Genomic DNA, 12,958 nt, shown 5'->3' with positions numbered 1-12,958 from the left:
AAATGATAAAACTTACGATAGATGGCTCTGAAATAGAAGTATCTGACGGTACTACAGTTTATCAAGCCTGCACACAAGCGGGGAAAGAAATCCCACATTTTTGTTATCATGAACGCTTGAAAATCGCCGGCAATTGTCGTATGTGCTTGGTTGAAATGGAAAAATCGCCAAAGCCCATAGCTTCTTGTGCAATGCCTGCCGGCAATGGTATGGTTATTTATACCGATACACCTATGGTAAAAAAAGCACGTGAAGGGGTGATGGAGTTTTTGCTGATTAACCATCCTCTAGACTGCCCTATTTGCGATCAGGGCGGAGAGTGTGATTTGCAGGATCAGGCTTTTAGATACGGCAAAGGTACTAATAGATTTCATGAAAATAAGAGATCTATTAAAGATAAATATATGGGGCCGCTGATTAAAACAGCGATGACTAGATGTATACAATGCACAAGATGTATTAGATTTGCAAATGATATAGCCGGAATAGAAGAGATGGGAGCTATTCATCGAGGCGAGCATATGGAGGTAACTTCTTATTTAGAGCAAACGCTCGATTCCGAAATTTCTGGTAATATGATCGATATTTGTCCCGTCGGTGCTTTAAACTCTAAGCCTTATGCCTTTAAAGCCCGTAAATGGGAGCTAAAACATACCGCTAGCATCGGAGTGCATGATGCCGAAGGCTCTAATATTCGCATTGATAGCAGAGGTGATGAGGTAATGAGAATATTACCTCGTGTTAATGAAGAAATAAATGAGGAGTGGCTTTCGGATAAGAATCGCTTTAGTTATGACGGTTTGAAATATCAGCGTTTAGATCGTCCTTATGTTAGAAAAAATGGTAAGTTGGTAGAAGTTAGCTGGAGCGAAGCTTTAAAGACGATAGCGGATAAAATTAAATCTATTAATCCTAAACAAATTGCCGCTATTGCCGGCTCTCTTACGTCTGTTGAAACAATGTTTATGCTGAAAACATTATTGCAAAAGATTGGCTCTAATAATTATAGTGTTAATCAGTTTAACTATAAAATAGATACAAGCGAGCGAGGAAACTACTTATTTAATACAACGATAGCAGGCATAGAAAAAGCTGATTTATGTTTATTAATCGGAGCGAATCCAAGGCAGATAGCTCCGGTATTAAATAGCCGAATAGGTATGCGAGTACGTGCCGGCTCATTAAAAGTAGCAAGGATAGGTGAAGGGCATAATCAAACTTATAGAATTCAGGATTTAGGAAGCAGCCCCAAAATAATTGAGGAGCTAGCCATTGGTACTCATGAGTTTACGAAAGTCTTAAAAGCAGCAAAATATCCGATGATTATAGTAGGTGACGGTGTATATACAAGAGATGACGACGGATATGCTATATTGTCGCTTATTCATAAAATAGTAGCTGAATATAATATTATGCGTGATGATTGGAAAGGCTTCAATATATTGCATAATTACGCTTCTATAGTTGGTGGGCTTGATATCGGTTTTAATAATTCCATTAAGCTCGAAGAGTTGGAATTCGCTTATCTGCTTGGAGCGGACGCCGTCCCGTTTGATAAGCTGAAATCGGCTTTTATAGTATATCAAGGACATCACGGGGGCGTAGGTGCTGCGAGTGCTGACGTAATTTTACCTTCGGCAGCTTATACCGAGCAGAGCGGAATTTATGTCAATTTAGAGGGTAGACCACAAATAGCAGAAAAAGCCGTAGCACCTGTGGGCGTAGCTAAGGAAGATATAGAAATTGTAAAAGAGCTAGCAGGTTTCCTAAAAATAGATATTGGAATAGGTAATTTGCAAGAAATACGTACTAAGCTTCCTAAAGAATATAAGATATTTGCCAGTATTGATAAAATTACAGAGAATAAATTTACTAAATTTAGCTCTAAAGATAAATTATCAAAAGAGTCTATAATTGCAGAACCTATTAATTATTACATGACTGACGTAATTAGTAAAAATTCGGTAACTATGGCTAAGTGCGTAGAGGCTAAGGAAGAAAGAGAGAATTGTCATCCCGCGACTTGATCGCGGGATCTAATAGTTAAAAAATAAGCATGAAAGAATACTATGTTTATATACTTTCAAATAAATATGATGGTACTTTATATATCGGTGTTACTTCTGATATTATAAAACGTGTTTGGCAGCATAAACAAAAAATAATAAAGGGATTTACTACAAAATATAATTTAGATAAATTAGTTTATTTTGAACAGTTTAATGATATTAATCTAGCAATTAGTCGTGAGAAACGCTTAAAAGAATATAAAAGAAAATGGAAATTAGATTTAATCGAAGCTAGTAACCCTAATTGGCATGATTTGTATGAAGATATTATAAAATAATTTTACTTAGATCCCGCGATCAAGTTAGCTAGGATGACAATGAAATATGACCCAACTCTTTTTTGAATATATTTTTCCGCTTATTATAATCGCTTTAAAGGTGGTGGCGATCACTATCCCTTTAATTTTATGCGTTGCGTATTTAACATATGCAGAGCGTCGTGTTATTGGATTAATGCAGCTAAGGCGAGGGCCTAACGTTGTCGGTCCGTTTGGATTACTCCAGCCTATTGCCGATGCGGTTAAGCTACTATTCAAAGAGCCGATTATCCCAACTAATTCCGATAAAATATTATTTATTTTAGCGCCGATGATAACTTTTATATTAAGTTTAATTGGTTGGGCAGTGATACCTTTTGCAAAGGGCGTAGTTCTTGCAGACATTAATGTCGGTGTTTTATATATTCTTGCTATATCTTCATTAAGCGTTTACGGCATTATTATTGCCGGCTGGGCTAGTAATTCAAAATATGCTTTTTTAGGAGCTATACGCTCGTCTGCTCAAATGATTTCTTATGAAGTATCGATGGGGCTGGTTATTATTACTGTGCTACTTACTACCGGTACTCTCAATTTAAGTGGGATTATTGAAGCACAAAGAACAATGCCGTGGTGGATTGATTTAATGCTACTACCTATGGGCGTCGTGTTTTTCATCTCGGTGCTTGCCGAAACAAATAGATTGCCTTTTGATTTACCTGAAGCAGAATCGGAGCTAGTTGCCGGCTATAATGTCGAATATTCCTCTATGGGGTTTGCTTTATTTTTCCTAGGTGAATATGCTAATATGATACTTGTTAGTGCAATGACTACGACTTTCTTTTTAGGAGGTTACCTGCCGCCGTTTAATATATCGTGGTTAGATTGTATTCCAGGGTTCTTTTGGTTTGTATTTAAGGCCGGATTCTTATTATTCTGCTTTTTGTGGATTAGAGCGACCCTGCCGAGATATCGCTATGACCAATTAATGCGTTTGGGATGGAAAGTGTTTTTACCTCTAACTTTATTTTGGGTGGTGTTAGTATCAAGCGTGTTAGTATATACTGATAATCTGCCGAGTATTTAAGTGTTATTGTCATTGTTGTGTGGATCAATTTCACCTCTGTCATCCCGTGGCTTGACCACGGGATCCAGAAAAAATATACGAATTAAAAGCACTATAAATTATTTTAATAGATCCGTGGTCAAGCCACGGGATGACACAGTGGGTTTTACCGGTCCACGCAGGAATACATAGATCTTTAATATATAATTTTTATGATAAACTATTTAAAATCGTTTTTTCTATATGAGATAGTAAAGGGAATGGCTTTGACTTTAAAGTATTTCTTTAAGCCCAAGGTTACCATAAATTATCCTTATGAAAAAAGCCCTGTTAGCCCAAGATTTAAGGGTGAGCATGCTCTGCGTCGCTATGAAAACGGTGAAGAGCGTTGTATTGCTTGTAAGCTCTGTGAGGCTATTTGTCCGGCTCAAGCTATAGTTATCGAAGCGGACGAACGAGAAGACGGCAGCAGACGTACCGCACGTTATGATATAGACATGACAAAATGTATTTATTGCGGGTTGTGCCAAGAAGCTTGTCCTGTAGATGCAATAGTTGAAGGTCCTAATTTTGAGTTTGCAAGCCTAACTCATACTGCACTTATTTACGATAAAGAAAAATTACTGCAAAACGGCGATAGATGGGAACAGGCACTTGCTAGTAAACTACACAAAGATTATGAGTATAGGTAAATTACTATAGTACTGGATAATTTTTACTCTATGTCATTCCTGCGAAAGCAGGAATCCAAAAAAAAGTATAAACACAGCAAATTTTTGAAATTAAAAGCTCGATTTATCTCGCTTTGCTGGATTCCTGCTTTCGCAGGAATGACACAGTCGTTAATCCCTTAAAAACTCGAACTTTGCATGCAAAATTTCATAAACCTTTGTAATTTAATTATTGCTTTTCTTTTTTTGACTTTTATAATCGTAAATGATTATAAAATACTGAGAAATTATGCTTATAAAACAAATTTATAGTATGGTGGTTTGCTTTGTTACTACTATAGTGATGTTAGTAACACTTGCTTTGACATTTAAGGAGTTCATTACATTGTCTCTACCGGAATATACTAATGAACAACTAGTAAAGTATAGTACTAATGAGCAATATTTAAGCCTAAAATCATTTAAATATGAGGAATTAAAAAACTTGTCTCCAAGAGAGTTAGAAGAACTGAGAATTAAGGATAGAAATGAGTATATAGAAATTATTAAAGCACGTGCTATAAGCACAGTAACTAATTGTTTAATTTGGATGATAATTAGCCTTGGGTTTTTTATTGTGCATTGGAAGATTTATAAAAATACGCAAAAACAATAATAGTTAATCCAGTTGTAATGTCTGTGCTGATTTTATAGAATTTTCTAGGTGAGAGGATAGAAGAACAATACCGCCGCTATTTGCTTTCATGACAATTAAATTGTTTAATAAATCCCTATTTTCTTTGCTTAAATTAGTTTCAACTTCATCAAGTATCCATAAGTCAGATTGGCAAGCAATAAGCCTTGCTACGGCTACGATTTTCTGTATCCCGCTAGATAAACTATAGCATTTTTCATCTAATAAATCATGTAATTTGAAGTAATGAACGGCGGCTTGTAAGGTTTCAGTAGAATTATAAATTTCCGACCAAAATTTTAGATTCTCAAAAACAGTCATCTCGGATTTTAGACCCAAATTATGACCGATATAAGTACAATAAGGTTTAGCAATATTGTTAATACTACTATTTTTATAGTAAATATTACCGCTGCTTGGTTGCATAATTCCGGCTATCATCCGCAGTAGCGAGCTTTTACCACAACCGTTAGCTCCTTTGATATATGTAATAGCAGAAGGTAGCAGGGTAATATTTAGGTCAAATAAACTTCTTTGTTCTATGTTAAATTGTAATTGGTGAAGTGATAGCATGTCCTTGTTATACCGTGGCTTGACCACGGTATCCAGTAATAAAATTAGTAATATTGTATGACGTTTTCTGGATACCGTGGTCAAGCCACGGTATGACAGCACACCTAATTAGTTACCAAATCTAACCAACAAATTCTCTATTGATAAGTGGAATACATTTAGAATAGAACTCGGCATTAGACCAAAGTAAATAATTAGTAATATTAAAGGAGCTATTGAGATTATTTCGTATTTATATAAATCTCTGAAATGCATAATTTCTTTATTAGTAATTTCACCGAGCATTACTTCTTTATATAATTTCAGCATATAAACCGCCCCAAGGATTATACCAAGAGCCGCTATAAAGGTTGCTATTACGTTTACCTTATAAATCCCAAGCAGGCTTAAAAATTCTCCGATAAATCCGCTAGTACCGGGTAGCCCGACAGAGCCAAGCATTGCAATCATAAAAAATGTGGCAAGCACAGGCATTTTACTTGCTACGCCGCCATATTTAGCTATTTCTTTAGTATGTAATCTTTCATATAAAGTACCGACTACTAAGAATAGACATGAAGAAATAACACCATGGCTAAGCATCTGAAATATTGCTCCGCTAACTCCGGCTTCAGTAAAGCTAAAAATACCTATCGTAACATACCCCATATGTGCAATAGATGAATATGCTATCATCTTCTTCATATCTTTTTGAGCAAGAGCAACGAGTGATGCGTATATTATAGCAATAACACTAAGGTAAATTACGTAAATTGCAAATTCTTGTGATACACTCGGAAATAGTGGTAGTAATACTCTTAAAAAACCGTAACCGCCGAGTTTTAGCAAAATACCGGCAAGAATAACCGAACCGCTGGTCGGAGCTTGTACGTGTGCATCGGGTAGCCAAGTATGAAACGGAATCATGGGGATTTTAACGGCAAAAGCAATAAAGATAGCCCACCATAAAATTTGCTGAGCAAATAATGGAATATTACCCGTAAGTTCAGCAATGTAAGTTAAATCAAAACTATGAATTTTGCTATAAATATAAATTAATGAAAGTAGGAAAAATACCGAACCAAAGAAAGTATATAAGAAGAATTTAAGAGCTGCATATATTCTATTTTCGCCACCCCATACACCAATAATAATATACATCGGCACTAATATTGCTTCAAAAAACAGATAAAATAATAGTAAATTTACTGAGGTAAACGCTCCTATACAAAAAGATTCCATTAATAAAAAACATACTAAATATTCTTTGATGTATTTTTTAACGGTAAATAAGCTTCCGATTATGCAAATAAGAGTAAGAAAAGAAGTTAGAGCTACAAAAAATATCGATATACCATCAACACCTACATGAAATTCAAGCCCAATCTTATCAAGCCAAGCGTAGCGTTCAACAAATTGATAAGCGGGGTTTGAGGAGTCAAACTCTATTAAAATATAAATAGTTGAGATGAATGTTAAAACAGAGCTAAGCACGGCAACATACATTACATATATCGGTTTATCTGCCTTTTTACTCTGACTAATAAACAGCAAAATATATAGCACGCTTATTAGCGGGAGAAAAATACTGACAGATATAATAGGTAATTGTAGCATGTTATTTTAAGATTTTATGAGTTTTTTTATTAGTATATACTACTCGATGTCATTCCTGCGTAGATTTTTGTGTCATTCCCGCGGAAGCGGGAATCCAGGGTAAAGCGAGATAAATCAAGCTTTTCAAATAAAGCTTTAAAGTACTGGATTCCCGCTTCCGCGGGAATGACATCAATGTTCTTTTAAAAACCTTTCCAAACGAAAAAACTAATTGTTACAACAATAAACGATACAATATATAAAGCGTAATTAAAAACATATCCTGTTTGTGTTTTGCATGTGAGAACACTAAAACAATTAACCACCCTTGAAAAACCGTTTGGCCCAAAACGATCGATTATTTTCTGGTCGCCAAGATAAAATAAAGAAGCTAAACAGTTAATAGGCTTAACAATTAAACAATTATATAGTTCATCAAAGTAATATTTATTACGTAATATATTGGAAATTAATACAAGGGGTGTCATCCCGTGGCTTGACCACGGGATCCAGTCGTTTTTGTTTTTTTTGGATTCCTGCTTTCGCAGGAATGACATAGAAGAAAGCCGTGATGACAATGAAAATACAAAAATCCCGATAACAATCCCCACAATGCCAACCGCCATAGGTAGTAATTTTATATATAAAGGCGGATGACTTATTAGTAATTTATAAATATGTAAATTAAATAGGCTTTCATGGAAATAGCCGTTTGGTTTATCCATAGAAAGTAAGTAATAACCGATCATACCGCTAAAAAAGCTCCCAGCGACAAGTAATATAAGGGGATTACTCATTATTTTAGCCGGTTCATGGGCATGCTCAAAAACATCTTTTTCTAGCTTAGTTTTGCCATGGAACACAAGCATAATAATTTTCATTGAATAAATAGCGGTAAGTATTGCGGCCGCTATCCCAAAAATAAACATAAACGATCCGCTACTATATGCCGCTTCTAAAATCGAGTCTTTAGAGTAAAACCCTGCAAGCGGATAAATACCTATTAATGCAAGTGAGCCTATTAAGAAGTTTCCGTAAGTTACTGGCATTTTATTCCGCAAGTTCCCCATTTTAAAAATATCCTGCTCATGAACTGCGTGTATTACGCTACCTGCTGATAAGAATAATAATGCTTTAAAAAATGCATGAGTTACTAGGTGAAATATTCCGCTATTATAGGCAGATACTCCGCAAGCCATGAACATATAACCAAGCTGGCTACAGGTAGAGTAAGCAATAATCTTCTTGATATCGCTTTGCATAATAGCAATGCTTGCGGCAAAAAGGCAAGTAACACCGCCGATAATTGTAATAAATTGTAGAACTATAGGGCTGTATTCAAACAAATATGAGCAGCGTGCCACTAAGAATACTCCGGCTGTTACCATGGTTGCTGCGTGAATGAGTGCTGATACGGGAGTCGGTCCTTCCATCGCATCAGGAAGCCATATATGTAAACCGATCTGTGCAGATTTACCCATGCAACCGATAAATAATAATAAACAAATAATATCTAGAATAGAAAACTGTAATAATATTTTTGTATTAGATAATAACTCTGCAGATGAAAATACATCTTTATAGTTTGCTGAGCCACAGTAAAAAATTATTGTTATTATACCTAAAATAAAAGCAAAGTCGCTGGCTCTATTTGTTATAAAAGCTTTAATTGCTGCTTTATTGGCTGATTCTTTTGAATACCAAAATCCGATTAGTAAATATGAGCAAACGCCGACGCCTTCCCAGCCGAAAAATAATTGTAAGAAATTATCTGCTGACACTAGCATTAACATAAAGAAAGTAAAAAGCGAAAGAAAAGATAAAAAGCGTATAATTCCCTTATCCTTCGCCATATAGCCAAGCGAATAGATATGCACAACGCTTGACACCCATGTTACGGCTATAAACATTATGCTAGTGAGTTGATCTATATAAATCGACCAATTTACTTTAAAATTTCCAACCTCAATCCATGGTAATAATTTAATATGGATTATATGTCCGTCTAGACCAGTATGGCTAAATATTATTAGTGAGAACAAAGCAGATAATGATAAAAAGCCGGTTGCAATTATTTGAGCTAATTTTTTATCTATTATCTTTACGAATAGCCCGTTTATTACGCTAGATGCAAGCGGTAACATGATGATCATTATGGCAATATTTTGATACATCTTTACCCTTTCATTTGGTTAATATCAGTAATTTCAATTGAGCCTTTATTGCGGAAATATATAAGTAATATCGCAAGCCCGATTGAAGTTTCGGCAGCTGCTACGGTTAAGATTATGATACTAAAAATTTGCCCCGATAATTCTTGCATATATACGGAAAATGCAACAAAATTTATGTTAACTGCAAGCAGCATTAACTCAATGGACATTAATATATTGATAATATTTTTGCGATGCATAAATAATCCAAACATTCCGATAGTAAAAACTAAGCTGCTTAAGATTAAATAATGATTAAGCGTTATGTATTCATTCATACTTAATGTCTCCAACGCCTTTATTTAAAAGAGGTTTTGTCATCAGTACAACATTATCTTTATTATGAGATAGTTGTTTTGATATATCTTGACGTTTTACTCCCTCCCGTTTCTTTAGCGTTAATGTAATACATGCAACCATAGCTACGAATAAGATAAGCCCCGCCATTTGAAACGGTAGCATAAAGTCCGTATAAAGCACGTTACCTATTGCTTTAGTATTTGAGATATTATGTGTTATGGCAAATGATACATCCGAACTGAAATTAATATTTTTAGTACCAAGTAAAATAATTATTGCTAAATCGGCAAACATTATTAGAGCTATAAAAATACTTAAAGCTAGATTTTCTTTTAACCGCACTATTGTCTTATTAAAATGCATATCTAGCATCATTATCACAAATAGAAATAACACCGCTACAGCTCCAACATAAATAACTATAAGCATCATTGCTAAAAATTCTGCTCCAAGCAAAATCATAAGTCCTGCACCGTTTAGAAACGCAAAAATTAACCATAATACTGAGTATACGGAATTTTTGCTTAAAACAACGCATAAGCTGCTGATAGTTATTAATGTTGCAAATAAATAAAAAAATATAGGCATGAGTTACTTTTGTGTTTTTGAGTACCGTTTGCATCGTTATTGATGTCATTCCCGCGTAGGCGGGAATCCAGTACTTTAAAGCTTTTTAAAAGCTCGATTTATCTCGCTTTACTATGGATTCCCGCCTACGCGGGAATGACATAACACATCAAACCAACAAAGCGTTAGAAGAAAATTTCTTGATCATCGGAGTAAATAAGCTGTCTAGTTCTTTGCGTATTTCTTCTCTGTTTTCTACTTTTTGACCTTCTTTACTTAAAGTTAATTCGCCTTTTTCTACATGACCAAGTACAGCTTCAATAATTGCTTTTTTATCATGTTTACCGTCCATATATCTAAGTGCAAATTTCTCAAAGAAATTAACCCCAATTGGTTCATGTTTTAAATTTGTTACCCACATATAAGGGGTATGGCTTGCTTGATGTATAACCATTTTTGTTGTTTTAGGTTTATCAAGCTCAGGGTGATTTCGATGTTTTTGAGTCGTGATACTAATGTAACCTTGTAATACTAGCGTCATAGTATTATTTAAAAGCTCAGCTTTAATTTCGTTTAATTTTGTACCGTGTAGTTTTTTATTAGCTTCTGCAGTTATTTTCTCAAAGCTTAAGGGGTTATTTAGGTTTTCGCTGAAAGTGTATAAAATAGCTTTCATATAAGGCGAACTAGTCGATAAATTAGAATCTTTATTTCCATTTAAGAAGAATTTTAAGGATTCAGAAGCATTATTAAGATCTACCTCTTTAATCGGCTTTTCAGGCACTATATTAAAGATCATGTTAAATTTTATTATATCGTCATTATTAATATCTCTATTAATTTTCACGTCGCTATGACATAACAAAGTGGTTCTAAAACGACGATTCGTAATAAAATCCATATATTGTTCGGTTCTAACTATATCGTTCACCGCTTTTAATTGCTCTATTACTTTCGGCGGCATATTACCAAGGTACATAGTCGAAAGATTACAATCAGCTAAATATTGTAAATTATGCTTTCTTGCTTCATTCATAAATTCATGGAAGTAGAATTGAGCATTCTCTTCTGCTAAATAATCATGACGTAAATAATGATCAGTTTGTTTAGCAAGCAGTCCTGCTTCGGTTTTTAATACTTCTGCGTAAGGAGCTTTAGAATTCTCTAAGCTATCCTTAACAAATTCCAGTAACAATCTAGATTGAGCTATTCTATCACGTACATTTGTAAATGAGCTAGAATGATACATCATCATATCCCTGATAGTACGGAGCATATTCCAGCCTGGGAGTGTATTATAGCTAATATAAGCTATTCCATTTGGACTAAGATTTTTATTACAAACTTCAAAAATTTTATCTCTAACGGTTTTTGGTACCCAAGAAATTACGCCATGGCAAATTATATAATCAAACTTACCGAAAGAATCGTCAATATCGGTTATCGAACAATGGTGAAACTCTATATTTTTTAATCCTAGTCCTTTAACATTTGTATTTGCTTCGTCAATTTGTACCTTAGACAAATCAACCCCAACAAAATGAGCTTTTGGGTAAAGAACTGCGTGTGGTATTAAATTACCGCCTGCAGCACAACCAAGCTCTAATATTCTGCTATTTTCAACTTCAGGGGCATTTACACCGAAAAGAGTTGCAAGTGTACTTAAGTGATAAGGATTGGTAAGGGCATACGGATAGCTTTCATATGGTACTTCATCATAAGCGCTATGATCTGAAATCGCACCGTTAACAACTGATTGTACGGAATGCGATTTTTTTACCGTTTTATCATGACCATTAGCAAGAGTAGAAGAGTTATTAGTTTTTACGGACATATTTTTTCCTTATATGGTTGGATTATTCGTGTCATCCCGCGGGATGACATTGTAGCCTTTATATAAATATCTCACAGAATTATTAAAATGGCAATCTATAAGTAAATCCTACGCCAAATTCTCCAACGGCTATAGTTTTTTTGATAGGATTTGCCGGCACGAATTGCCCCGTTTTCATATCAAGTGTATCATAATTAATCCTTACTCTATATGCCGTTTGTAATTTTGCAGTTGCATCAATACTTAAATTTGAAGTTACATCTTGTGAAACCCCAAGACCTGCTTGCCAAGCAACACAATTTTTATGAGTTCTTCTTACTTTAAAATAATCGCTATTTATAACACTCCACCTAGAAGAGGTAGGCTTAACTTTTACTTGTGCTATACCGCCTCCAAGTATTACAAAAGGTGTGAAAGTTTTTATTTTTTCTAAATCATAAATAAGATTTAGCATATATATATTTGATAATACTTTAGTATTGCCCGGAGTAGGAGGAATAGCAAGACCGTTATTTAAATTTTGTTGAGGTAATACGTAATGTAGACGATATTTAGGCTGATAGGTTGCTGAAAATTCAATAGCTATCTGCGGATATATTATATAGCCTATTTTTCCGCTATACATACTTGATTTTTTTAAAATTATTTCGGTATTTGAGTGTTTATGTCGGAATTTACTAACGACCGGTTCAACTATTCCGCCTTCTGCTCCTATATAAAAGCCTGTTTCTTGTGCAAAAGTATTACTATTAAAAATGATGATAGTAATAAAAAATATTTTTAGTAATTTAGTCATTATAATTGTTTAAAAATAAAAAAATATTATATACCCCCTTTATTAATGGTCAATCATATTTTTTCTAATTATGGAAGCAATTATACCAAATAGTAATAAAGTAATAGTTACAGTGAGCGAAACATATGCCGGAATCGCTATATAATGATGAATAAATATTTTAAAGCCGATAAATATTAAAATTAAAGCCAAAGAATATTTTGTATAACTGAAACGTTCTACAATCTCTGCTAAACAAAAGAATAAAGCTCTAAGCCCTAAAATAGCAAAAATATTTGAAGTGTAGATTATAAAAATATCGTTAGTGATTGCAAATATTGCCGGTATACTATCTATAGCAAAGACTAAATCTATTGCTTCTATG

Annotated in this window: 13 protein-coding genes; 5 read left to right on the top strand and 8 right to left on the bottom strand. The window is 34.3% G+C overall.

All coding sequences use genetic code 11. The annotated features are described in order from the left end of the window. Positions 1-2: 2 nt before the first annotated feature. The 5 genes from nuoG to AC1Z7D_RS00045 all read left to right on the top strand — a co-directional run bounded on the left by nuoG (position 3) and on the right by AC1Z7D_RS00045 (position 4,718). On the top strand, positions 3-2,027 hold the full coding sequence (nuoG, locus tag AC1Z7D_RS00065; RefSeq protein ID WP_482601163.1) for an NADH-quinone oxidoreductase subunit NuoG: 2,025 nt from the start codon (positions 3-5) through the stop codon (positions 2,025-2,027). Between the two features lie 29 nt (positions 2,028-2,056). Then, positions 2,057-2,347, top strand: coding sequence for a GIY-YIG nuclease family protein (locus AC1Z7D_RS00060; RefSeq protein ID WP_482601162.1), 291 nt, complete (start codon positions 2,057-2,059; stop codon positions 2,345-2,347). A gap of 46 nt (positions 2,348-2,393) precedes the next feature. Continuing rightward, positions 2,394-3,413 carry an NADH-quinone oxidoreductase subunit NuoH gene (gene nuoH / locus AC1Z7D_RS00055; protein ID WP_482601160.1) on the top strand — a complete coding sequence of 340 codons (1,020 nt, stop codon included), beginning with the start codon at positions 2,394-2,396 and terminating at the stop codon, positions 3,411-3,413. Positions 3,414-3,604: 191 nt separating this feature from the next. Then, a complete protein-coding gene (gene nuoI / locus AC1Z7D_RS00050) occupies positions 3,605-4,084 on the top strand; it encodes an NADH-quinone oxidoreductase subunit NuoI (RefSeq protein ID WP_482601158.1) in 480 nt (159 codons plus the stop codon). 268 nt (positions 4,085-4,352) lie between these two features. Beyond that, on the top strand, positions 4,353-4,718 hold the full coding sequence (locus AC1Z7D_RS00045) for a hypothetical protein (RefSeq protein WP_482601156.1): 366 nt from the start codon (positions 4,353-4,355) through the stop codon (positions 4,716-4,718). A gap of 3 nt (positions 4,719-4,721) precedes the next feature. On the opposite strand, the gene ccmA is transcribed toward AC1Z7D_RS00045, so the two are convergent. The 8 genes from ccmA to AC1Z7D_RS00005 form a co-directional block, all read right to left on the bottom strand. Continuing rightward, positions 4,722-5,309, bottom strand: coding sequence for a heme ABC exporter ATP-binding protein CcmA (gene ccmA, locus AC1Z7D_RS00040; RefSeq protein ID WP_482601155.1), 588 nt, complete (start codon positions 5,307-5,309; stop codon positions 4,722-4,724). Positions 5,310-5,417: 108 nt separating this feature from the next. Next, entirely contained in the window at positions 5,418-6,905 is a 1,488-nt protein-coding gene (locus tag AC1Z7D_RS00035) for an NADH-quinone oxidoreductase subunit M (protein WP_482601154.1), read from the bottom strand. A 182-nt stretch (positions 6,906-7,087) separates the two neighbouring features. Beyond that, on the bottom strand, positions 7,088-9,028 hold the full coding sequence (gene nuoL, locus AC1Z7D_RS00030; RefSeq protein WP_482601193.1) for an NADH-quinone oxidoreductase subunit L: 1,941 nt from the start codon (positions 9,026-9,028) through the stop codon (positions 7,088-7,090). A gap of 32 nt (positions 9,029-9,060) precedes the next feature. After that, the gene (nuoK, locus tag AC1Z7D_RS00025) at positions 9,061-9,375 is read right to left on the bottom strand and encodes an NADH-quinone oxidoreductase subunit NuoK (protein ID WP_482601153.1); all 315 of its coding nucleotides are present in this window, start codon (positions 9,373-9,375) and stop codon (positions 9,061-9,063) included. After that, a complete protein-coding gene (locus tag AC1Z7D_RS00020) occupies positions 9,368-9,985 on the bottom strand; it encodes an NADH-quinone oxidoreductase subunit J (RefSeq protein ID WP_482601152.1) in 618 nt (205 codons plus the stop codon). Before AC1Z7D_RS00020 ends, nuoK begins: the two co-directional genes overlap by 8 nt. A 148-nt stretch (positions 9,986-10,133) precedes the next feature. Next, positions 10,134-11,798, bottom strand: a complete 1,665-nt coding sequence (locus tag AC1Z7D_RS00015) for a class I SAM-dependent methyltransferase (protein WP_482601151.1) — start codon at positions 11,796-11,798, stop codon at positions 10,134-10,136. Between the two features lie 82 nt (positions 11,799-11,880). Then, entirely contained in the window at positions 11,881-12,594 is a 714-nt protein-coding gene (locus AC1Z7D_RS00010) for an outer membrane protein (RefSeq protein WP_482601150.1), read from the bottom strand. Positions 12,595-12,636: 42 nt separating this feature from the next. Continuing rightward, a partial coding sequence (locus AC1Z7D_RS00005) for a TerC family protein (protein ID WP_482601148.1) occupies positions 12,637-12,958 on the bottom strand: 322 nt, incomplete at its 5' end.

The organism is Rickettsia sp. (genome assembly GCF_965035265.1).
The sequence above is the reverse complement of the archived record's forward strand: the minus strand, read 5'-3'. Positions and strand labels throughout refer to the sequence as shown.

Excerpts from the sequence above, each read along its gene's own strand:
- nuoG (WP_482601163.1), top strand. The coding sequence starts at position 3 with ATGATAAAACTTACGATAGATGGCTCTGAAATAGAAGTATCTGACGGT.
- AC1Z7D_RS00060 (WP_482601162.1), top strand. The coding sequence starts at position 2,057 with ATGAAAGAATACTATGTTTATATACTTTCAAATAAATATGATGGTACT.
- nuoH (WP_482601160.1), top strand. The coding sequence starts at position 2,394 with ATGACCCAACTCTTTTTTGAATATATTTTTCCGCTTATTATAATCGCT.
- nuoI (WP_482601158.1), top strand. The coding sequence starts at position 3,605 with ATGATAAACTATTTAAAATCGTTTTTTCTATATGAGATAGTAAAGGGA.
- AC1Z7D_RS00045 (WP_482601156.1), top strand. The coding sequence starts at position 4,353 with ATGCTTATAAAACAAATTTATAGTATGGTGGTTTGCTTTGTTACTACT.
- ccmA (WP_482601155.1), bottom strand. The coding sequence starts at position 5,309 with ATGCTATCACTTCACCAATTACAATTTAACATAGAACAAAGAAGTTTA.
- AC1Z7D_RS00035 (WP_482601154.1), bottom strand. The coding sequence starts at position 6,905 with ATGCTACAATTACCTATTATATCTGTCAGTATTTTTCTCCCGCTAATA.
- nuoL (WP_482601193.1), bottom strand. The coding sequence starts at position 9,028 with ATGTTACCGCTTGCATCTAGCGTAATAAACGGGCTATTCGTAAAGATA.
- nuoK (WP_482601153.1), bottom strand. The coding sequence starts at position 9,375 with ATGAATGAATACATAACGCTTAATCATTATTTAATCTTAAGCAGCTTA.
- AC1Z7D_RS00020 (WP_482601152.1), bottom strand. The coding sequence starts at position 9,985 with ATGCCTATATTTTTTTATTTATTTGCAACATTAATAACTATCAGCAGC.
- AC1Z7D_RS00015 (WP_482601151.1), bottom strand. The coding sequence starts at position 11,798 with ATGTCCGTAAAAACTAATAACTCTTCTACTCTTGCTAATGGTCATGAT.
- AC1Z7D_RS00010 (WP_482601150.1), bottom strand. The coding sequence starts at position 12,594 with ATGACTAAATTACTAAAAATATTTTTTATTACTATCATCATTTTTAAT.